We start from the raw sequence: 22,913 nt of genomic DNA, 5'->3' as shown, positions 1-22,913 counted from the left end.
TTGATGTTGATTAAAAAAATATTTAATTATTTGAATATTATAGTTTTATTTTTATCTGATAAAATGTAGTTAATATTAACACTTAATTTTAAGAATCAAATTACAATTGCTACTCATTGAAGTACTTTTGCTGTAAAAATTGGAGTGTAAAATAAAAACTAATTTCTATAAAATAATGAAAAAAATTCATCAATTTTTGCCTTTTTTATTTCTTATATATTTAACATATTGTAACGCTTATATCAACATTTAGGTAACTGTATTGTAGTTTATTTTCCATAAGACGAGAATAATTTTGTATAGAATTTCAAGAACGTTTTTCATTTATAATAATAAGTGATACGATTCAGACAAATGATATTAAAAATTATTTTAAATCTCATACATTATGAAAAATTATTTTATTATTGGAACTTTAAGTATAAGTTCATTCTTTTTTGGACAAGTCGGAATTAATACAACAGCGCCTAAAGCCACTCTAGACATCGTTGCTAAAGAAAAAACAGGAAGCAACCCAAAACCGGAAGGACTTATAATTCCAAGAATTGACAGAGAAAAAGCACAATCTATGACAGGGGTTGAGGTTTCGACGATGGTTTACATCGATAACATTAGTACAGGTATACAAAACGGTATTGCAGCTAATATCGATGCTATAGGATATTACCATTATGATGGTAATGCTTGGGTAAAAATGACCACGCAAAATAATGTGAATAATATTTACAGATCAAACGGTATACTTTCAGGAGATAGAATTATTAATCAGGGAAACAATAAATTGGCGTTTACAGGAAATTCAGCGAACGCATTTTCTGTTGATGGAAGTACTTTTTCGGTGGATGCAAGTAGTAATAGAATAGGTATTGGAACAACTTCACCGTTTGGGAAAATAGATATTGTTACAGACAATCCATCTTCTACTAATGATAACGAAATCTTTATGAGAAGTTTTGGTAAGGGTAAAGTTCCAATTATTTATCTGAGTTCTGCAAATGGAACGTTGGCTAGTCCCACAGATCTTACAAATGGTGATATAATAGGGAAATTAAGCTTTACTGCGAGAGTTGGAGGTTCTTATTCTTGGGGGAAAGGCTCTACGATATTATCTACTTACAAAGGAAACGGAACTACAGAGTCTACAGATCTTAAATTTCAAACTTCAAATACCGATAGGGTTATTATAAATGAGGTTGGAAATGTAGGAATAGGAACTATTGCTCCTAAAAATAGATTAGACTTAGGAAGTGATGCACCAGCAACCGCAACTGATGTGGCAGGAAAAAAATTAGCAATCTACAATAATGCTGCAGGAGACTCCTTTTATGGATTTGGAGTTCACTCATTTAGATTACAGTTTCATTCCGGATCTAAAAAAGATTCTGCTCCCGCAATGGTTTTAGCCGGAAATCAAACTGATAGTACAGGTATGTTAGGTATTAATACAATAAATCCGGAAACAAGGTTAGATGTTGTTACGGTAAATAATATGTATGGGATACAACATTCGAATGGTACCATAAAATTAAGAACATATTTAGGAACCGGAACTTCAAACGGAAATACAGAAGCAGCCTGGTTTGGTACACAAACCAATCATCCTTTGGATTTTATGACTAATAGTTCTATGAGAATGAGAATTACTATTGATGGTAGGGTGGGAGTAGGAACATCGGCTCCAGATTCAGCAGCAATTTTAGATCTGGCATCTACTACAAAAGGTTTTCTTCCTCCAAGAATGACGGACGCCCAAATGTCACAAATAGCAGCACCTGTTCCGGAGGGTCTTATGATATACAATTCTACAACTAAGAAAATGCAATATTATAACGGAAGTGCTTGGATTGATTTCTAGTAAGAATGTTGTTTGATACTTTTATAGGACTAAATTGTAGTCAAAATAGCCAAGGCAGATTTTCTTGCTTTGGCTTTTTTACGATTATGTTAATGTTAAATTTTCTAATTTTTTAAATGAATTTTAAATTCTGAAATTTCAATTAAAAATATAATGTTTGTTTATATTATCATTGAATATTGATTTTTGAAAAAATAAAATACTTAAAAATGCATTTGCTGCTTAAAAGATATAATTGTTTTTATAAGTTATTATTTTTGCTGAATTTTGTTAATAGCTCTTAAACAGGATGTTATAGGCTGTAATTAGTGTCGATAAGTTGTATATTTGAGATAGACCATTAAATGAAAAACAACGACACTATGCCTTCAAAAATTATATTAATTTTTGCACTATTTTTATTCTCTTATTTCTTTGCGAGACCTCCCAAAATAGATAGTATTTATAAAATAATTGAAAGAAGTTATTTTGATGGAAACTTTGATCGGAAAATACTTTTAAAAAATATTACAGACCTATATTATCTTTCAAAAGAAGCAAATGATACGGAAGGGCAGTTATTGGCTGTTTTTGAGGATTCCAGAATGAATTACATCAGTGGGAATATCGATGAAGCCCTTTTCAAAATAAACGAAGGAATAGACCTTGCAAACAGAAAGGAAGATTATAATATTCGTTGTCGTTTACAGCTTATCTATTTAAGGATTTTACTGGAGCTAGACCATTTCAAAGAATCTGATCTTGTTTTAAAAAAATGTGAATATTATAATAGCCTGATTTTGGATAAAGAAGAACAAAAAATAAATAATTCCTTTATCCTATTATCTAAAGCTGATTTGTTAGCGGTCACCGAGAAAACAAAGTTTTCATCGATTATCGATTTAAAGAAAAAATCTTACGCCAATATTTTAACAGTAGCAGATTCTAATAAACTTAAAAAAGCTGCCCAAATTCATACATTACAGTCTTTGGCATGGTCGACTATTCTGTCTGGGAATATTGCTGAAAGCAGGAAATATATCTCTAATATTGATCATCTCCTTGTAAATTATCCCAATGAAAATTTTATCACTCAGAATTTAGTATTAAAAGGAATGATAGAAAACTCAGACAAAAATTATTCTAATGCAGTTAAATATTTTTCACAGGCAATTTTATTAGCGGAAAAGAATAATAATAGCTATAAATTGTATGAAATTTACCCTTTAATTTCTCAATCCTACACCAATTTGAAAGATTTTGAAAATGCAGCATCTTTTTCATTAGAATTTCGAAAATTATCCGATAGTATCGATTTTATAAAAAAAATGTCGGGTGACGTCGATCTTGTTAAAAAAATTAACGACAAAATTTTAAGCGAAAAACAAACCTCATCAAATAACAAATTTTATTGGACGTTTTCAATTATTACAGTTTTGAGTTTGGTATTGGGATTTATTTTTTTTAGAAAGTTTAAGGCTAATAAAAATATTTCTAACAATGAAGAATTACCAAATATTGAAAATCAAGATGTTGAATATCATGCTGTTTCTGAGGATTCTTTTTCGGGAAAAGAATTGAAAGATCAATTAGAACTCACCAAAAAACTGGTAAGTCTTGCCAAAGAAGATATTAATGCTTTTTATGTTGAATTTAAAAAAGCTCATCCTACATTTTGTACGTTTCTCAAAGAAAAATATCCAGATTTGAATATGTCTGATCTTAATTTTTGTTGTTTAATAAAAATGAACTTCGGAACCAAAGAGATCTCCATGTATACAAATTCCAGTTTGCGGTCTGTAGAAAGTAGAATATATAGAATTAAGAAGAAAATGGAGATAAAAAGTCAGAACGATTTATATCTTGATATTTCGTTGCTGAAGTAAAATTGTTCTCAATTTTTTGAAATTTATTAATTTTTTTTAGATCACAATCAATTCAATATGTTGAGTTTTTATCTTAAGCATTGCTGAAATTTTACCATTTAAAAATTTAAACAGATTATTAAAACATTAATCTTTAAATAGCTCTACAACACATATTTCTTCAAAAATACGCAACTCTACTCAAAGTGTTTTTATGCTGTTTTTGTGCTGATGAGTGGTATGCAATTCGTTATGTGTTTTCCGATTAAAAAAAAAGAATTATGAAAAATTTCTTATTATTCACATTATTTTTATGTGCTTGTATTTCTTTGTATTTTTTTTGTGATGCCGTAGTTGCGGATAATGATTACAATCCTCCTGCAGATCAAATCGAAGCAATCCTAAGTGCACTCTTAACTATTCTATCCATTGCCTTAATTGGATTGGTTTCGCGAAATTTCAAAATTTCTATTTCGAAACGAGAGGAGTAGTTTAAAAGCTTGACCTGATCGTTTTTAAAATAATTATCAGGTCAAGTTTTAATAAGTAACCGTGCTTTTCTCTTTATTGGCTTATAAATTGATACGATTATTTTTATTGAATTTTAGGGTATCAATGAATAAATCGGTAGTAATTTTAGTATTTTTATTAAATTGTTTCTTCTTTTTAAACGCTCAGGAGAAAAAAGATTCACTCTATTACAAAATAGAACAGTTCTCGGATAGGAGGAAGGTTACAAAATTTATTCATCGTTTTATATTTCGTAGAGAGGCAGATTCGGCTTCTGTAAAAACACGAACCGAAAAACCCGCGCAGGAAACCTACAACGGAAAACATATCCGAAATGTAAAAATTGAAACAATTGACCCATTTGGATACGGCTCAGACGACAAAAAAGAAAAATCGAAATGGTACGACTGGTTTACAAATCATCTTCATTCCAATACAAGGATTTCTACGGTTAATAATTATCTGCTTTTTAAGAAAGGGGAAGAATATAATGCTCAAAAGTTATACGAATCTGAACGTTTATTGAGAGAAATGCCTTTCATAAACCGAGTAAACATAAGTGTTTCGGACAGTACTTCAACCAAAGATTCTGTCGATATTGTGGTAAAAGTTCTGGATTCGTGGAGTTTAAAACCAAGACTCAGTTATTCTGGAAGTAAGATCGGCTTGGGAGTTACTGAAGAAAACGTTTTAGGTTTAGGTCATAAGCTCGATTTCCTTTACAGAAACGATTCCAAAGAGAAACAGGATTATCTTTTAGGAAGTTACACGGCTTATAATCTTTTTGGATCTTACATTAATGCTCAGGTTTTAGGCGAAAGAGATTTTGCTAAAAATGAAAGAATTAATTTTAATGTGAGACGAGACTTTTTCTCACCCTTAACGAAGTGGGCAGGAGGTTTTACTTTCGAATATTTTATGCGAAGAGTTCTGCTGCCGATGGAAACTGAGACCTCTTTCCCGGAGGTTCAGATCAAAGTTTATAGTCAGGATTTATGGGGCGGTTATCAAATCCCCGTTTCGTCTGATTCGAAAGAAAAAATATCCAGCAATATTGCATTAATAGGCCGTTTTCAGAATTATCAGTATAAAGATAGTCCGGGAATCGATCAATTTCAATATTTCAGTTCTTACAGCAGTTTTTTGATGTCGATAGGATATATTCAACGAAATTTCTCGGTTCAGAAAAATATTTTTCAATACGATTTACCCGAAGATATTGCTTACGGAACTTCGGTGAATCTTACGGCAGGAGCTTTGTCGAGAAGCAATGAAGTAATGCCTTACGCTGGAATATCGGCATCATATGGTAATTTTACCAATTTCGGTTATTTCAATGTGAAAGCTCAGTTTGGAAGATTTTTTAATGAAGATCGGCAAAATCGAGAATCTTTCCGCATAGACGGAACCTATTTTACAAACCTCATGGACTGGAAATTTGCCAAAGCAAGACATTTCTTTGCTCCGACTTTGGCGTTGGGAAATCCACAACATAATTATTCTTACAGAGATAGAATAAACCTTACCTCATCGGATGAGTTTCCTGTCTACAATGCGGATTATATTGGAACAAAAAAATTGGTGCTAAGGTATCAGCTTCAGCTTTTCATCAATAAAACGTGGAAAAATTTCCACTTCAGTCCATATCTTACGGCAGCAGTCGGATGGTTGGGAATGCCCAATGATAAATTGTTGAAAACCAATACAAATACAAAAATTGGAGTTGGAGTTCTTATTAATAATCCATTTTTGGTGTTCAATAGAATACAGATTTCGTTCATGTATTACCCACGAGTTCCCTTTGATAATAATTCTGTTTTTGATTTTAACAGCAATCGAAACAATATTTTACCGTTAAATAATTTCGCAACAGAGATTCCGCATTTTGTGAATTTCGGAAATTAATATTTATTCTGTGTTTATTTGTGAAAATATTAGTGAAACTTGTGTTTAAGTCAAAAAAAGAGACCATCCAAAGACAGTCTCAGTTTTAATTTTTTTAATCTAAATTATTTCTGATCATAAGGAATATACTGATCCCATTTCCAAGGAGTGAATTTGTCACCAATTCCGTATTCCAAAAGATATTTGAAAATGCCTTCTGCATGCTCGCTGTTGGACATGATGACCATTGCAGTGCCTTTATCCGGAAAAATAATTCCGTAATGATGAAAACCGCTACCAGCACCTTCTTTGAAGGCTGCTTTGCCGTAAGGTGTTTTTATCAATCCCCATCCAAGACCGTAAGAGAGCTGAATATCTTCATTAAAATCTCCATCCACAGTCGCTCCCGGTCCAAATTGATTTTTAGATTTAATGCGAATCTGAGGTGAAAATATTTCTCGATACGACGATGATTTTAGAATTTTTTTATTCAGCACTGCTTCAATAAATTTACTGTAATCTTCTATGGTTGTTTCTAAAGTTCCGGCGCCTCGTGGTGCATTATCTTTGTCTTTTTCGTAGATTTTCCCGTCTTTATCATGTCCGTTTGCGAAATCTGTTTCAAAAAAAGGTTGCCATTTATAACTTGAATTCGACATTTGCAAAGGCTTAAAAATTTTCTCCTGTGCAAGATCTTCCAAAGACTTTCCTGTAATTTTTTCTAAAACCACCTGAAGATAGGTCAATCCCTCACCGGAATAGCTGTAACGAGTTCCCGGTTCATATTTTATGCGGAGCTTTTCATCGGGTTCAAACCATCTCCAGTTGGGAAATCCGGTGGTGTGGCTCAGACACATTCTTGCCGTGATTTTTTTGTAACGAGGATCATCTTTCAAAGCTGTAAAATCTTCATGCCATACTTTGTGAGGATATTCATAGATCGGTTTTGGAAGGTATTCCTGCAAGGGTTTGTCTAGGCTTATGATTTTTTCTTCAACCAATTTCATGACAAGAACAGCAAATATGGCTTTGCTCAAGGAAGCTCCGTACATATTGGTTGTGATTTCCAACGGTTTTCCTGTTTTAATATTCGATTTTCCGAAAGCCTTCAGATAAATCAGTTTTTTGTTATTAAAAACCGAAATTTCAAGACCGATAACTTTTGCACGAGCCATCAGTGTATCAACTTTTTGTGTTAATTCATTTGTGGTAATTGTTGTACCGTCGAGCCGCTTAATTAATTGTTGCCCAAAACAAAACGAGGTAAATAATAGTAATGTGACTAATAGTGGGAATTTTTTCATATTAATTGAAATTTTATGGTTAATGATTTGAAATGGTGATTTTTAGTAATGAAATCTAAGCAATAAAAATCAGATATCCGACATCCCGAAAATCATAAATTATATTGCTGAATTTTATAAATAAATCATCTTCGACTCTAGAATAAAGCCGTAAACATTACGCGAATTGCGTGTGATATTTTTAGAAAAGTTTGATGAGGTAAAGTTATTGTTTTTTACCTTTTCTTTGGAAAAAATGAAAAATATTTGATTGAAATCTGTTAGTTTATTTCAGAATAATGCATGATAAAAAAAGTACCACTTAGTTGTAAGCAGTACTTTCAGTATTATTTACCCCAACAAAAATCTTGTAGAAGTTTTATTTTTTATCAGATTATTTTCTCGGTTTTAAGGAAAGATTATCCATATAAACTGCCTGATGAACGCCATTTAATAAAACTTTCAGTCCCAAAAACGAGTCCTTTTTCAAAGAAATATTAAATGTTTTTTTATCGCCTGTTATTTTCGAAGCTTTCACAATAGAAACAAAAGATTTTGCATCAGAAGTACTGTTTATTGAAAATAATTCCAACGTAGTTTCTCCTCCGTTATCAGAAGCATCAACCGAAAGTGTGTAGTTCCCAGCCTTGATTTTAGGAGTAACCAGATACATATTTTCTCTAGGATTCGTCATCGAGTAAAATATAATTTTCTTATCACTTGCATAAAGCATTGCTTTTCCTCCCTGAGCCGTCCAGCATTTATTAATGTCTTTCCAAGTATCAAAATTTTCGGTAATATTCGTTACAGTTTTGCATTGTGCGCTAGTAGCTAGAAATCCGCCTAAAGTCAATATTCCTGCAAATAGGATTTTTCTCATGTTATTGTTTATGTATTGTACGGTAAAAATAGTTAAAAAAAGACCATATGGAGAGTATTATGCTAAATATCAGTTTTCCTGAATCTTGAAAATGCAGCTTCATCAAATCAACTTGTTGATAATTCTTTGCATCAAAAAAATAATCTTAATTAAATAGATAATAATTAAATTTGTTCTATAACCAGAAATTAATGTTCGATATTTTCCTAAAATACCTTACCGATAAAATAGAACTTTCCGATTCGGAAGTACAATTATTAGAATCTGTCTGCAAACCAAAAAAACTTCGTAAAAAACAGTTTCTTCTTCAGGAAGGGGAGGTTTGGCATTATAACGCATTTATTTGCAGAGGTTTGGTAAAAACATTTTCTATTGCTGAAAACGGAACAGAACACATCATCAACTTCGCTCCGGAAAATTATTGGACAGGCGACCGTGAAAGTTTGTACAACGGAACTTCATCACTTTTAAATATTGATGCCATCGAACCAACGGAAATGATTTTAATTGAAAAATCAGATTTCGAAAAAATATGTGCAGAAATTCCTCAACTCAATCAACTTGTGAATCAGATTATTCAGAAGAGTTTTATTGTTTCACAAGGAAGAATTTTAGCCAATATCAGTTTTTCGGCGGAAGAAAAATATCAGAATTTCCTAGAAAAATATCCTCATATCGTTAATCGTATACCACAACATATGATTGCATCTTACATCGGAATTACTCCGGAAACTCTTACCAGACTTCGCAGAAACATGGTTAAGAAATAGAACATCTTATTTTCATTGACATTTGTTTGCTTTTTTTTCAAGCTTTTGTCAATGGATGAAGGCTTCCTGTTGCCGCATCTTTGCCTTATTAAAATAACAATTAAAAATAAGACAAAATGAATAAGACAGTTTTTATCACAGGAACGAGCACAGGATTTGGAAAATTAACTGCTACAACCCTTGCCAACGCAGGCTAGACCGTAATCGCAGGAATGCGAGGTGTTTCAGGAAAAAATGAAACCGTAGCCAAAGAATTGGGAGCACTCCCAAATTTAGAAGTCGTTGAAATCGATGTTACCGATGATGCTTCGGTCACCAATGCATTCGAAAAAGTTCTTCAAAAATATAATAAAATCGATGTATTGGTGAACAACGCAGCCGTTTCAGGATTTGGATTGCTGGAAGCGTATAGCCTCGACAGAATCCGCCAGATGTTCGAAGTTAACTTTTATGGTATTATCCGAACTTACCAAGCTGTATTGCCTTCTATGAGAGAAAATAGGAGTGGTTTAATTATCAATATTACTTCTGGAGCAAGCGCACATACATCACCGTTTATGGTTCCATATTTTGCATCGAAATTTGGAGTTGAAAGTATTACAGAAGGGCTGCAGGACGAATTGAAACAATTTAATATCGATAATGTCTCTATTCAGCTGGGAGTTTATCCGACAGAAATGAATTCAGGAGAAAAAACAGGTGTGAATGCCGACAAACCTGAAGTTACATCACTTTACGATCCAGTTGCGACAGAACAGTTCAATGCAATTGGTGCTGCATTATTCGGCAAAATGAAAGAATTTAATATGAATCCGCAAACCATTGCAGACGGAATTTTAGAATTGATCCAGATGAAAGAAGGTTCCCGCCCTCTACGTTTCCCATTGGATGCCGTTGCACAGGGTACAGATTTGGAATTCATCAACGCGAGAGCAGAATTGAAAGCAAAATGGTTGGCAAAATATAGTGAATAATTTGAGTTTTTAATAATATTTAATAAGGTTGGGATATATGTCCCGACCTTTTTTAAAATTTTGTGCCGTCATTGTTTTTTATAATTTTCTTAGTATTTACAAGACCGCCTCAATGTTTCAATCATTCTCTTGTTCCCCTAAACTGACTTGGTGAAATCTGAAGCCGCTTTTTAAAAAATGTACTGAAATGAGACGAACCTTCAAAACCTAGACTGTATGCGATATCAGAAATTGCCCACGAACTGTGTTTAAGCATAATCTTAGCCTCACGAAGAATCCGTTCTGATATAAGGTCTGAAGTAGTTTTTTGGGTAATCTCTTTCACGGACTTATTGAGATGATTTACGTGTAAAGCCATTTGGGCAGCAAATTCTGATGCAGTTCGTAAAGGTAATCCGTTGAGGGTATTACGAATTGGGAACTGATTTTCCAGAAGCTCTAAAAAAAGTGTTGTAATTCTATTTGCTGCCGTATTTTTTTCAGCGATTAAATCTGAAGATGGTCGCATTTTCAGAGCCGAATGGATCAATTGTAAAATGTTGTTGCGGATAACATCATCCTTAAACTCGAAATTTGAATTTTTTTCACTCATAATTTCAGTGAAAATTCTTGTCAGAGCGTTTTTTTCTATCTCTTCCAATTCAAAAACAGGATATCCACCAACCTGAAAAACAGGATATTTTTTAAGATGCCCAAATTCATTGAAATATGATTCGGTAAAAATACAGCTGAATCCCGACTGCTTTTTTTCTAATGGCTCCCAGTTGTAAGGTATTAGAGGATTGGCAAATAAAAGTCCGTTTTCGAGAATTTCGAAACTCTTATCGGCATAGTGAATTTTACTTTTTCCTGTAACCAAACAAATTTTAAAATAATCCTTCCGTCCGTACGTGATTGTATTGGCATATTCCGGAGAAAGCTCTTCAATTTTAAAAACATTAAAATGGGCCTCTTCTCTGCTTAAATCAGGAGTTTTAATGAAATTATACTTGGTGTAATATTCTTCTAATGTTTCTGGTTTTGTCATTTTTAAAAGCATCAACCTTTTCAGTAAATATTTTACATCAACAAAACTAATAATTTTTCCCATATGGATATTTTTAAAGAAAAAGATAAATAGCCCGAATGCTATCTTCGGACTATTTAATGGTATTCAATTTAATCTTGTACAAACTCACTCAAAGGAGCATCGATAGCTTCCAGAGCAACCATAGGATTCCAGAAGTCTACATACTTTAAAATTTTTCCTTCTGTATCGGTGGTTACTACAGAGATATATTTCTGATTATAAGGCTTACCTGTAGATAGTGCATTTCCCTCACTTGTAAATTCTGCAATTACCAGCGTAGGATCTTCTGTAGCATGGAAATGAAGATTTTGAAACTCTACTTTAAAATGTTTAGGAAAATTTTTCATATACTCAAATAATTCTTTTTTTCCTTTTACTTTTTTAGGAAAATCCTTTGGACCATAGGGAAACTCCAGTTCGCCATCATTTTCAAAAAGCTCTACCCATTTTTCTATTTGACCGGTAGACAAAAATTCTAAATGATTTTTAAATGCATTTTGTGCTGCAGCTTTAATTTGTTCTTTACTTTTCATTTTAAAATAATTTTATGATTAAATAATTTTTAGCCTGGCTCTCAGGTAAATTTCTATGACAAAATTAGCTTTCAGTTGTATAGAGATGTTTTAAAAAATCAAAGCATTACTTTAAAAAATCAATCAATATTGGCTTTTGTAGTTTAATTACTTTATTGAATAATGAGTTTTAGCTGTTTAAACCTTCCTTTTTCATTGACATTTGTTTGCTTTTTTTTCAAGCTTTTGTCAATGGAAAAAGGCTGCTGAATATTGGAAATTTGCTTCATTAAATAACAACAAAAACGATCATAATGAGCAATTTAAAAAAACAAATTAAAGTTAACGCAACAGCAGTGGCAAGTGCACTTTTATTATCAACAGCAGTTTCAAACACTTCAGCACAGGAAAAAACAGGAATTCTTGGAATAGATCACTTGGGAATCAACGTTCCGGATATGAAGGAGGCGGTGAACTTTTTCACCGATGTGCTAGGATTTTCGGCAGTGACAACTTTAGGTCCGATTCCTCTGGATGATGCTTGGAAAAAGAACAATCATATGAATGCGAAAACCGGTCCCGTAACCATCAAAATGGTAAAAGCAGGAACTGGTGCCAACATCGAATTATTTGAATATAAAGACAATAAAGGTAGTACACAACAACCGGGAGGGGACGATATCGGAGCAAGTCATATCGCTTTTTATACCAATGATATTATTAAAAGTGTAACGTATCTTAAAAGTAAAGGCGTACAATTTTTAGGAGAGCCATTTTTGATGCCTTCAGGAGATACAGAAGGCGAAACTTGGGTTTATTTTGTAACACCGTGGGGTTCTAAAATGGAATTGGTTTCTTATCCGGACGGAAAAGGCTATGAGAAAAAAAATCCGACAACAATTTTATGGTCACCAAAAGATGCAGTAAAATTTCAAACCGAAAAATCAGATACTAAACCGCTTTCTGAAGCAGAAATTAAATCTTTAGTTGAAGGACATTTAGCAATCTGGAACGAGAGAGACCTTAAAAAACGGGAAGCATTAATGTCAAAAATTTATGCAGATGATATTAAAATGGTTGATAGTCATTTTGTTGCTGTCGGTCACAAAGAAATCAATGGTTTTGTTGATGGAGTACAGCAGAAAAATCCAAATTCTAAATTTTCTCATATCAAAGCAATCGACGTGAATCACAACATTGCAAGGTTGTACTGGCAAAACGGAACTCCCGAAAAACCCGATGCCGTTACCGGAATGGATCTATTTGTTTTCGAAAACGGAAAAGCGGTGAAGTTATATGTTTTCGTAGATGGGAAAAAATAATTTTAATCAAATTTAAAATTATCATGAAAAATATTATAGATCTTCTCCAATGGCGATACGCGACAAAGAGAATGACGGGAGAAAAAATTCCCTCTAAAAAAATTAATAAAATTCTGGAAGCCGCTCATTTAGCGCCTTCCGGAATTGGATTGCAACCGTATGAAATTATCGTTATCAGTAATCCTGAAATCAAAAAGAAAATATTGCCGATTGCTATGAACCAGTCTCAAATTGTGGAATCTTCGCATCTTTTGGTTTTTGCAGTTTGGGACGAATACACGAAAGAAAGAATCGATCATGTTTTTGATCATTTAATTTTAAAACAAAACAAACAAGCTGATTCTTACCGCAACCAGAGGAATTTTGCGAAAACATTTTTCGGAAATATGAGTATTGAGGAAAACTTTCATCATGCTGCAAAACAGGCGAATATTGCATTAGGTTTTGCTATTGTTGCAGCTGTTTCCGAAGGAATAGATTCAACGCCGATGGAAGGTTTTGATCCGATGGCTCTTGATGAATTTTTAAAACTTTCATCTAAAGGTTTACGTAGTTCAATGCTATTGGCTTTAGGCTACAGAGATCAGGAAAACGACTGGAATCTGAGACAGGAAAAAGTTCGGAAACCTTTTGAAGAATTTGTTACTTTTCTTTAGAATTATTAAAAAAAAATAGGATAAAATATTTATCTAAAAACGGCACACTTTGTTTCGAAAGCTGTGCTTTTTTATTTCTTATTTTAAATACATTTTATTTTTGAAATAGAGTATAAAACTGGTAAATCTTCAAAGAAAGTGTTATTTTTTTAAGCTATCTTGTACTATCCTGTACACCCGGTTTTTATTTTGTAATTTTTTTATACATTTAAAAAATCAGAAAACGTTTGAATTTTAAGGAAGAATTGGTGAAATGTTGAGTTTAAAAAATTCATTGTACAATCGATTAACCTTTTTAATTTAAGCTAAGAAAAGGATAGTAATTTATAAAATAAACCAGATCAATGAATAATGCCCAAACTGAAAGCTCATTTTCTTCTGTTTCAAAAAAGAAAAACTATGGTCTTCCGCTCATTCTTATCACAAGTCTGTTCTTCTTTTGGGGATTCATCCATAATCTTGACCCTATTTTAATTAAACATTTAAGAAGTGCTTTCCAATTAAGTCATTTTCAGGCTTCACTGGTTGATTCATCGGTTTTTGCGGCGTACTTTTTACTTGCAATTCCCGCCGGAATCATTATTCAAAAATACGGTTACAAAACCGGAATTTTAACGGGTTTATTCTTTTTTGCAGCGGGTTGTTTTTTATTCATTCCCGCCGCGAATACAATCAGTTATCCGTTTTTTCTGGGAGCCTTGTTTGTGCTATCGTGCGGTTTGGCGATTTTGGAAACTGCAGCAAATCCTTATATTACGATTTTAGGCGAACCTGAAAAAGCAGCACAAAGATTAAATTTCGCTCAGTCTTTCAACGGTTTGGCAGCCTCTGTTGCTCCCATCATTGGCGGGATTTTTATTCTGGGCGAAGAACCAAAATCTCAGGAAGAACTTTCTACGCTTTCCGAATCTGCAAAATTAGCTTATATCCAAGCGGAAACATCTTTGGTAAAAGGACCTTACTTGATTTTAGGATTAATTCTTTTATTGGTAATGATTTTATTTCTCTTCATAAAACTTCCGGAAGTATCGGAAAATAAAGAAAAATCAACCAAGAATTTCTTACAGGTTCTGGGCGTAAAAAATGTCGGATGGGGAGTTTTGGCTCAGTTTTTTTACATTGGAGCACAAATTTATGTCTTCAGCTTTCTTTTGGTTTTCGCAGAAGATGCGGTCAATATGAAAGGTCAGGAAGCCAAATATTATGCAGGAGTCGCAGGATTGTTATTTATGATTGGACGTTTCGCAGGAACGTTTTTCATGAAATATATTTCGCCACAAAAATTATTGGGAATTTATAGTGTAATCAGCACTTTTTTAACCATTTGGATCGTTATAGGATCGGGAGTTTCAACGTTGTATGCACTTGTTGCACTAACATTTTTTATGTCGATCATGTTCCCGACAATTTTTGCTTTAGGAATCGAAGGAGCCGGTTCAGAAACAAAATCCGCATCAAGTTTATTAATTATGTCGATTGTGGGAGGTGCAATCATTCCGCCAATAGCAAGTAAAATCACTGATATTTCAGGAAATATTCATTTATCATATGTTGTTCCTGTCATCTGTTTTATCATCGTATTTCTGTTTTCATTAAGATTCAGAAATACAAATTCATCATCATAATTAATAGAAATACAATCGTTTTATGTCTTTGCTGAGCGAAGCGTCTTTGCGAACGAAAAGTATGCATAATAACATTAAAGAAGAATCTTTGCGCACTTTGCGTTTAAAGAAAATAAAGTTTAAAATGAGCAATTTAATTTTAAAAATAAATCAAAAAGACAATGTTTTGGTCGTTTTGCAGGATATTCCCGCAGAAACCGAAATCATTTTCGAAGGTGAAATATACAAGACTTTAGAAGCTATTCCTGCCAAGCATAAATTCTTCATGAACGACATGAAGCAAGGTGATGAAATCTTTATGTATGGCGTTTTGGTTGGTAAAGTTCAGTATGATTTGGGAGCAGGAACCCGAATGACTACAGATAACACAAAACACGCTGCCGAACCTTATTATTACCGTGAAGTCGATTATCACTGGACAAAACCTGATGTGAGCAGATTTCTACATAAAACTTTCAAAGGATATCACCGTTCAAATGGCGATGTCGGAACGGCCAATTACTGGCTTTTTATTCCAACCGTTTTTTGTGAAAACCGTAATTTGGATATCATCAAAGAATCCCTTTACAACGAACTCGGATATTCTGTTGATGCAAAATATAAAAGCTACACTCACCAATTGGTAGAAGCCATTTCAAAAGGAGAAAATTTGGATGATATTGATTTTTCACCATCCAATATTCCCTCCAAAGAAAGAATTTTTAAAAACGTTGACGGAATCAAATTTCTCAATCACACGGGCGGTTGCGGTGGAACAAGACAAGATGCAGATACACTCAGCAAATTGTTGGCTTCTTATGCCGATCATCCCAATGTTGCAGGGGTCACATTGCTAAGCTTGGGTTGTCAGCATCTTCAAATTGATAACTTTAAAAGAGATTTATACAACAGAAATCCTGACTTTGATAAACCTTTATTGATTTTTGAACAACAAAAAGCCGAAAGTGAAGAAACAATGCTTAAAAATGCAATTTTCGGAACATTAAAAGGACTTCTCGAAATTAATAAAATCGAACGTGAAGATGCACCGCTCAGCCAACTTTGTGTTGGCGTAAAATGTGGAGGAAGTGATGGTTTCAGCGGCATTTCAGCCAATCCAGCGGTTGGCCATCTTGCAGATATGCTTTCTGTTTTAGGAGCTAAAGTCTTACTCGCAGAATTCCCAGAATTATGTGGGGTTGAGCAGGAATTAATCGACCGTTCTGTAGATAAGGAAACTGCTGAAAAATTCATCAAATTAATGACGGAATATGATGAACTCGCTCATGCAGTCGGCTCAGGGTTTTACATGAATCCGTCACCGGGAAATATCAAAGACGGATTGATTACCGATGCCATAAAATCTGCTGGAGCAGCCAAGAAAGGAGGTTCATCACCTGTTGTCGATGTTTTGGATTACACAGAACCGGCAACTAAGCCAGGACTGAGTTTAGTTTGCACACCGGGAAATGATGTGGAAGCAACCACTGGAAAAGCAGCATCAGGAGCAACTTTAATTTTATTCACCACAGGTCTTGGAACACCAACAGGAAATCCGGTTTGTCCGGTTATCAAAGTGGCTACCAATACAGCGTTGGCAACAAAAATGTCCGATATTATTGATATTGATACCGGTGCAGTTGTCCGTGGTGAAAAAACGATTCAGGAAATGGGTGAAGATATTTTAGATTTCTGCATTGAAGTCGCAAGCGGAAATATTATTCCTAAAGCGGTCGCATTGAATCAGGATGATTTTATCCCGTGGAAAAGAGGAGTGAGTCTTTGATAGAAGAGCCAAGTAAAAAGAACCAAGGTAAAAGTAAAAAGAGCCAAGTTTGTTGGACTTCACATTAAGTTTGAAGAAAAAAAACAAAATCTAAGAGTAAGCCTTAGCTGAGTGAAACGCCTTTGCGAACGAAAAATATTCAGAACTATATTAAAAAGAAATCTTTGCGCACTTTGCGTTAAAAATTAAAAAATAATTACAAAAATGTTTTCATTAAAAAATAAAAAAGTCGTCGTGACAGGCGGAGGAAGCGGAATTGGACAAGCCATTGCCGTTCAGCTTGCCGCAAATGGCGCGGAAGTTCATATTCTCGAAATTACAGAACAAAACGGACAGGAAACTCTGCAAAAAATACAATCTGCCGGAGGAAATGTAAAAGTTTATGCCTGTGACGTTTCAAAACAGAAAGATGTTTTAGCTGTTTTCGAGCAAATTGGAGCGATTCATATTTTGATTAATAATGCCGGAATTGCACACATCGGAAAAGCGGACACCACCTCAGAAGAAGATTTCGATAAATTGTATAATGTCAATATCAAAGGTGTTTACAATTGTCTGTTTGCGGGAATTCCGCAGATGAGAAAATCTAATGGAGGTGTGATTATCAATATGGCTTCCATTGCAGCATTGGTTGGAATTCCTGACCGATTTGCGTACAGTACGGCAAAAGGTGCGGTAAAAGCAATGACGATGAGTGTTGCGAAAGATTATATCAATGAAAATATTCGTTGCAATTCTATTTCTCCGGCTCGTGTTCATACGCCTTTTGTTGATGGATTTTTACAAAAAAATTATCCGGATAATATCGACGAAATGTTTAAAAAATTATCTAAAACCCAACCGATTGGTAGAATGGCTCAACCGGAGGAAGTGGCTTCTTTGGCATTGTATTTATGCAGTGATGAAGCGTCATTCATTACGGGTGTAGATTATCCTATTGATGGTGGTTTTACAACTTTGAATAATTAAAAAATTATCTAAGAATTACTTTCTTTAACGCAATGCTCGCAAAGATCATAATTAAAACTGACAAAAAAATACGTTCGCAAAGGCACTTCGTTCAGCAAATGATAACAATTTGTCTTCGCTGAGTGAAACGCCTTTGCGAACGAAAAATATGCAGAATGATAATACAAAAATCTTAGCGTCATTTGCGTTAAAATAATTTTAGGCAAAAACAAAAATCAAATTAATATAATTTAAAAATGAAATTAATAAAATTCGGAAAACAGGGACAGGAAAAACCAGGAGTCATTATCGGTGAAAAAAGATATGACGTTTCTCATCTGATAAAAGATTACGATGAAAACTTCTTTTCCGGTGATGCCATTGAAAGATTAAAATCTGAAATACACACGCATAATTTACCCGAAATTTCTTCAGAAGAAAGATTGGGAGCCCCTTTGGCAAGACCTTCTAAAATTATTTGTGTAGGTTTAAATTATAAAGATCATGCTGCAGAAACTAACGCTCCGATTCCGCAGGAACCTATCCTATTTTTCAAGGCGACTTCTGCGATTGTCGGTCCGAATGATGATTTAATCATTCCTAAAAACAGTACAAAAACCGATTGGGAGGTTGAATTAGCCGTTGTGATTGGTAAAAAAGCGAGTTATGTTTCGGAAGAAAATGCACTTGAGCACGTTGCAGGATACGTTTTGCACAACGATTATAGCGAAAGAGCCTTTCAAATCGAGCGAAACGGACAATGGGTAAAAGGAAAAAGCTGCGATACGTTTGCACCAATCGGTCCTTTTATTGCGACGCCTGACGAAATTCAAGATGTTCATAATTTACGTCTTTGGCTGAAAGTGAACGGACAAATCTTACAGGATGGAAACACTTCTAATTTGATTTTCAACATCCCTTTTGTTGTGAGCTACATCAGCCAGTTTATGACGTTGCTTCCAGGAGATGTGATCACAACAGGAACGCCTGCTGGTGTAGGTTTGGGGCAAAAACCAGAACCTTGGTATTTGAAGCCGGGAGATGTTGTTGAATTAGGAATTGACGGTTTAGGAAGCAGTACACAGCAAGTAAAATCTTACGAAGGATGAAAAAATATTGTTTAGCCCTTGATATGGTTGATGATCCTGAATTGATCGCAGAGTACGAAAAATATCATCAAGATGTCTGGCCGGAGATCAAGCAAAGTATTTGGGATTCGGGAATTACCAATATGGAAATTTATCGTGTTCAAAATCGATTGATAATGATTATTGAGACCAATGAAAATTTTTCTTTCGAAACTAAAAATGAATTAGATAATAATAATCCAAAAGTTCAGGAATGGGAAGGGCTGATGTCCAAATTTCAACAGCAGTTGCCCAATTCGAAGCCGGGAGAGAAGTGGAAATTGATGGATAAAGTATTTTCGTTGTAGATTTTATTTTAGTTAAAATTAATTCAAATGATTATTGATTCTCACGTACATTTTTGGAAGTTTAATCCGATTCGTGATGCCTGGATTACAAATGAAATGGCTGCAATTCAGACAGATTTTCTGCCGGAAAACTTTTCGTTTTATGTCAATGAAAATCATGTTGAAGGTTGTGTTGCGGTTCAGGCAGATCAAAGTGATGAAGAAACTTCTTTTTTGTTGAATTTGGCTAAAGAAAATCCTTTTATTAAAGGAATTGTCGGTTGGATTGATTTGACCTCTGAAAAACTGGAAGAATCACTTCAAAATTATCAATCTGAAAAATTAATTAAAGGTTTCAGACATATTGCTGAAGGCGAAGAAGCAGGATTTTTATTGAAGGAAAGTATACTTAATGGAATCAGGAAACTTCATCAATTTAATTATACTTTTGATATTTTGTTAAGACAAAATCAGCTTTTTGATGCGGTAAAACTTTCTGAAAAATTACCAGACCAGCCTTTCATTTTAGATCATTGCGGAAAACCAAATTTAAAAATGAATGATTTAAAAGATTGGAAATCAAACCTATCAGAATTGGCTGAAAATCCGAATATGTATTGTAAAATTTCAGGACTTCTAACACAAGGAGATTGGAATTTATTTGACGAAAAATCAATTTTTAAGGCTTTGGATTTTGTTTTTGATCAATTTGGAATTGAGCGATTGGTTTTCGGAAGCGATTGGCCTGTCATGCTATTGGGCGGAAATTATGCATTGTGGCTGGAATTGGTTTCTAAATATGTCAATCAGTTTTCAAAGGAAGAACAGGAGCTTTTTTTCTCTGGAAATGCTATAAAGTTTTACAATTTATAATTTTTTTTCACCACAAAATTCACAAAAGATTTTAGTTAAATACTTTGAGAATATCTAGAACACCTAAGTTTTAAAAATCGAAGTTTTTTTCGGTGTGGTAAAACTATTATAAAACTTTTTAATCTTTGCTGAGTGAAATCGAAGATTCGACGTAGTCAAACGACTTTGCGGACGAAAAAATATGCATAACAATTTTAAAAAGAAAACTTTGCGCGCTTTGCGTTTAAAATAACACTATGAATTTAAATTTAGATCATAAAATAATCATCGTAAGCGGCGGTGCAAAAGGCATCGGAAACGGTATTGCCAAAATTTTAGCCGAGGAAAAAGCTTTTCCAATCATCATCGGAAGAAATGAAGAGGACAATAAAAAAGCCATTCAGGAAATCATCGAAAACGGTGGAAAAGCTGATTTTGTAACAGCTGAACTTTCTCAACCCGAAGAATGCAAAAAATCAATTGATGAAGTCATAAAAAAATATGGCAAAATTGATGGAATTGTGAATAACGCTGGAGTAAATGATGGTGTTGGTTTGGAAAATGGTTCTTATGAAGGATTTATGGCATCTTATCATAAGAATGTGGTGCATTATTACCTTTTGGTGCATCGCGCGCTTCCTTATCTTAAAGAAAGTAAAGGCTCAATCGTGAATATTGGTAGTAAAACTGCAGAAACTGGACAAGGTGGAACTTCCGGCTACGCTGCTGCGAATGGTGCCAGAAATGCGTTAACTAGAGAATGGGCGGTCGAACTTTTACCTTACGGTATTCGTGTAAATGCGGTTATTGTTGCCGAAGCATGGACTCCACTTTACCAATCTTGGATTTCTACTTTTGAAAATCCGGAGGAAAAATTGAAAACTATTACCTCAAAAATTCCATTAGAAAACAGAATGACAACTTCGGAAGAAATTGCGAATATGGTTGCATTTTTATTATCAGAAAAATCATCACATACAACAGGACAATTGATTCATGTGGATGGTGGATATGTACATTTGGATAGGAGCTTGGGATAGTTTTTTCAAAAATTTAAGATATGATAAAAATTTACCGTTGCCTAGATTATGGTGACGGTATTTAGTTATAATATAATCTCTTTTTGCTTCAAAAGGTAGATTATATAATTCTGAAAATTTACAGATACCACATGAAAAATTAAATCGCTGTTATTTTTTTCAACTATTTGATGATCTGTAAGAAAAACTATACTTTTGCATTCCGCAATATAAATCGTAAGTGATAAAATATTGTTAAAAAAACTAAAACCTATTTAAACCAAAACCATGAAAATCAAAAAAAATATCAGACATCTCATTAGTTCATCAAAACTAATTATTTCCTACAATTTAAAATAACATTGAATCTTTAATTTTCTTTAAAGATTTATGCACTATGAAAACGTTCTAAATTGGATCTATTCGTTGATGTAGACCCATATTTATTTTTAATTGTAAAATTTTTGTGTTCAGATCTAAAAAACAGATATCTAAAACCAAAGATATATTAAACCATTTAATCTTTTTACTATTATGACAAAAAAACTAGTGACCATTGCCTTGACAGGTCTATGCAGTACTATGGCTTTTGCAGCCGATCTTTATGTTAGAAATAACGGAGCAGGCGGAGCTTATTCTACCGTGAGTGCAGCCATTACGGCCGCTTCAGACGGAGATAGGATCATCATTCAACCCAAAACGAATGGAACTGCTTATGTAGAAAACATTACCATCAATAAATCCCTGACTTTTCTTTCTGAAACTATTTATAATAAATATTTTATTCAGGGAACTATTACGATCAATCCTGCAGCAGGAAGAGTGGTGAATATCAGTAGTTTGAGCTCAGGAGACTATAGTATTTATAATATAACAGCAAACGGACCTACAACGGGTGGAAGAACGACTATCAACCTGTATAACTGCTATCTGAATAATGTTTTTACTAATAAAACAAATACAACGACCAATATTTCAGGATCTATCGTTAGAGGAAGTTTGGTTTTTTCTCATGGAAGAATTACAGCTAATAAAGCACAGTCTATAGTTGCTAATACTATTGAGACAGATACCACTCCTGCAACGACAGATATAGAAGTCTATGGAAATAAATCTGATATTAGTATAGAGAACTCTCAGCCTAATTATAATTTCAAATTCTACAATAATTTTTGCTCCGGATTTTATGTGTTCTCCCTTAAACCGGGCAGTTCGAACGAAATTGTTAACAATACAGTCTACAAGCCGAATGCGGGTGATGTTGCTCCGTTTTTTATCAATTTGAACATTGCAAATTCTGGAAATATTAATATTATGAATAATGCAGCTTCCTTTGTGGTAGGTCAAACCAATGTCTGTATTCAAAATAATAGCAGCACTGCTAATGTGACAGCTACTTATAATGTATTTACCAACGCGTTTGTAACACAGGGTACAATGACGCAAAGCAACAATACAGGATCTGTAAATATGAATTTCAACAATACAGATTACACAATAAGCGGGATGAATGCAAATGCCGGAAATCCTGACGTGAATTACACCGATTTAGATTTAACAAGAAACGATGCGGGACACTATGGGGGTTCAAACAGCTGGTCAAATTACTGGCCGGCAGATAGCGGAGGTAAGCCTCAGGTAAATTATTTGCTAACACCAAGAACCATTAGCAGTGGTACCTTGAATATCACCGGATCTGGTTTTTCTAAATAATTATTAATTATAAGACAG

The 22,913-nt window shown here is 33.8% G+C and carries 19 protein-coding genes; 15 read left to right on the top strand and 4 right to left on the bottom strand.

The genetic code is table 11. The features are described 5' to 3' along the window. The first annotated feature begins 388 nt into the window (after positions 1 to 388). The 3 genes from ACKX2A_RS05155 to ACKX2A_RS05145 all read left to right on the top strand — a co-directional run bounded on the left by ACKX2A_RS05155 (position 389) and on the right by ACKX2A_RS05145 (position 6,114). Entirely contained in the window at positions 389 to 1,855 is a 1,467-nt protein-coding gene (locus ACKX2A_RS05155; protein WP_415328045.1) for a hypothetical protein, read from the top strand. A gap of 344 nt (positions 1,856 to 2,199) precedes the next feature. Next, a complete protein-coding gene (locus tag ACKX2A_RS05150) occupies positions 2,200 to 3,720 on the top strand; it encodes a helix-turn-helix transcriptional regulator (RefSeq protein WP_415328043.1) in 1,521 nt (506 codons plus the stop codon). Positions 3,721 to 4,314: 594 nt separating this feature from the next. Continuing rightward, positions 4,315 to 6,114: a POTRA domain-containing protein gene (locus tag ACKX2A_RS05145; protein ID WP_415328041.1), complete on the top strand. Its 1,800-nt coding sequence runs from the start codon at positions 4,315 to 4,317 to the stop codon at positions 6,112 to 6,114. A 104-nt stretch (positions 6,115 to 6,218) separates the two neighbouring features. Here ACKX2A_RS05145 and ACKX2A_RS05140 read toward each other — a convergent pair whose 3' ends face one another. Together ACKX2A_RS05140 and ACKX2A_RS05135 are read right to left on the bottom strand one after the other, a co-directional pair. Then, entirely contained in the window at positions 6,219 to 7,397 is a 1,179-nt protein-coding gene (locus tag ACKX2A_RS05140; protein WP_415328039.1) for a serine hydrolase domain-containing protein, read from the bottom strand. A gap of 373 nt (positions 7,398 to 7,770) precedes the next feature. Next, a complete protein-coding gene (locus ACKX2A_RS05135) occupies positions 7,771 to 8,256 on the bottom strand; it encodes a hypothetical protein (RefSeq protein ID WP_415328037.1) in 486 nt (161 codons plus the stop codon). Between the two features lie 191 nt (positions 8,257 to 8,447). On the opposite strand from ACKX2A_RS05135, the gene ACKX2A_RS05130 reads away from it, so the two are divergent. Together ACKX2A_RS05130 and ACKX2A_RS05125 are read left to right on the top strand one after the other, a co-directional pair. Next, positions 8,448 to 9,026 (top strand): Crp/Fnr family transcriptional regulator, encoded by a 579-nt coding sequence (locus ACKX2A_RS05130; RefSeq protein ID WP_415328036.1) that lies wholly within the window; start codon positions 8,448 to 8,450, stop codon positions 9,024 to 9,026. A gap of 212 nt (positions 9,027 to 9,238) precedes the next feature. Further along, the gene (locus ACKX2A_RS05125) at positions 9,239 to 10,000 is read left to right on the top strand and encodes an SDR family NAD(P)-dependent oxidoreductase (RefSeq protein WP_415328034.1); all 762 of its coding nucleotides are present in this window, start codon (positions 9,239 to 9,241) and stop codon (positions 9,998 to 10,000) included. 121 nt (positions 10,001 to 10,121) lie between these two features. Here the strand turns inward: ACKX2A_RS05125 and ACKX2A_RS05120 are convergent, their stop codons facing one another. Both ACKX2A_RS05120 and ACKX2A_RS05115 read right to left on the bottom strand, forming a co-directional pair. Continuing rightward, the gene (locus tag ACKX2A_RS05120) at positions 10,122 to 11,090 is read right to left on the bottom strand and encodes a helix-turn-helix domain-containing protein (protein WP_415328033.1); all 969 of its coding nucleotides are present in this window, start codon (positions 11,088 to 11,090) and stop codon (positions 10,122 to 10,124) included. 68 nt (positions 11,091 to 11,158) lie between these two features. After that, the gene (locus tag ACKX2A_RS05115) at positions 11,159 to 11,602 is read right to left on the bottom strand and encodes a nuclear transport factor 2 family protein (RefSeq protein WP_415328032.1); all 444 of its coding nucleotides are present in this window, start codon (positions 11,600 to 11,602) and stop codon (positions 11,159 to 11,161) included. 293 nt (positions 11,603 to 11,895) lie between these two features. Between ACKX2A_RS05115 and ACKX2A_RS05110 the strand changes: the two genes are divergently transcribed. The 10 genes from ACKX2A_RS05110 (at position 11,896) to ACKX2A_RS05065 (ending at position 22,895) form a co-directional block, all read left to right on the top strand. Then, positions 11,896 to 12,903, top strand: a complete 1,008-nt coding sequence (locus ACKX2A_RS05110; protein ID WP_415328031.1) for a VOC family protein — start codon at positions 11,896 to 11,898, stop codon at positions 12,901 to 12,903. 23 nt (positions 12,904 to 12,926) lie between these two features. Next, complete coding sequence (locus ACKX2A_RS05105; protein ID WP_415328029.1) at positions 12,927 to 13,559, top strand: NAD(P)H-dependent oxidoreductase; 633 nt, start codon at positions 12,927 to 12,929, stop codon at positions 13,557 to 13,559. Between the two features lie 344 nt (positions 13,560 to 13,903). Further along, entirely contained in the window at positions 13,904 to 15,184 is a 1,281-nt protein-coding gene (gene fucP / locus ACKX2A_RS05100) for an L-fucose:H+ symporter permease (protein WP_415328027.1), read from the top strand. Positions 15,185 to 15,308: 124 nt separating this feature from the next. Further along, the gene (locus ACKX2A_RS05095) at positions 15,309 to 16,949 is read left to right on the top strand and encodes a UxaA family hydrolase (protein WP_415328025.1); all 1,641 of its coding nucleotides are present in this window, start codon (positions 15,309 to 15,311) and stop codon (positions 16,947 to 16,949) included. A 204-nt stretch (positions 16,950 to 17,153) separates the two neighbouring features. Then, the gene (locus ACKX2A_RS05090; RefSeq protein ID WP_415328023.1) at positions 17,154 to 17,918 is read left to right on the top strand and encodes an SDR family NAD(P)-dependent oxidoreductase; all 765 of its coding nucleotides are present in this window, start codon (positions 17,154 to 17,156) and stop codon (positions 17,916 to 17,918) included. A gap of 236 nt (positions 17,919 to 18,154) precedes the next feature. Beyond that, positions 18,155 to 19,006: a fumarylacetoacetate hydrolase family protein gene (locus ACKX2A_RS05085; RefSeq protein ID WP_415328021.1), complete on the top strand. Its 852-nt coding sequence runs from the start codon at positions 18,155 to 18,157 to the stop codon at positions 19,004 to 19,006. Further along, the gene (locus tag ACKX2A_RS05080; RefSeq protein WP_415328019.1) at positions 19,003 to 19,332 is read left to right on the top strand and encodes an L-rhamnose mutarotase; all 330 of its coding nucleotides are present in this window, start codon (positions 19,003 to 19,005) and stop codon (positions 19,330 to 19,332) included. Before ACKX2A_RS05085 ends, ACKX2A_RS05080 begins: the two co-directional genes overlap by 4 nt. A 27-nt stretch (positions 19,333 to 19,359) precedes the next feature. Beyond that, entirely contained in the window at positions 19,360 to 20,184 is an 825-nt protein-coding gene (locus ACKX2A_RS05075; RefSeq protein ID WP_415328017.1) for an amidohydrolase family protein, read from the top strand. 236 nt (positions 20,185 to 20,420) lie between these two features. Further along, on the top strand, positions 20,421 to 21,203 hold the full coding sequence (locus ACKX2A_RS05070) for an SDR family oxidoreductase (protein WP_415328015.1): 783 nt from the start codon (positions 20,421 to 20,423) through the stop codon (positions 21,201 to 21,203). Between the two features lie 513 nt (positions 21,204 to 21,716). Beyond that, a complete protein-coding gene (locus ACKX2A_RS05065; protein WP_415328013.1) occupies positions 21,717 to 22,895 on the top strand; it encodes a hypothetical protein in 1,179 nt (392 codons plus the stop codon). The last annotated feature ends 18 nt before the right edge of the window (positions 22,896 to 22,913 follow it).

Origin of the sequence: Chryseobacterium sp. MMS23-Vi53 (assembly GCF_047651245.1) — a bacterium.
Taxonomy (GTDB): Bacteria; Bacteroidota; Bacteroidia; order Flavobacteriales; family Weeksellaceae; genus Chryseobacterium.
This window is presented reverse-complemented; position numbering and strand designations above follow the sequence as displayed.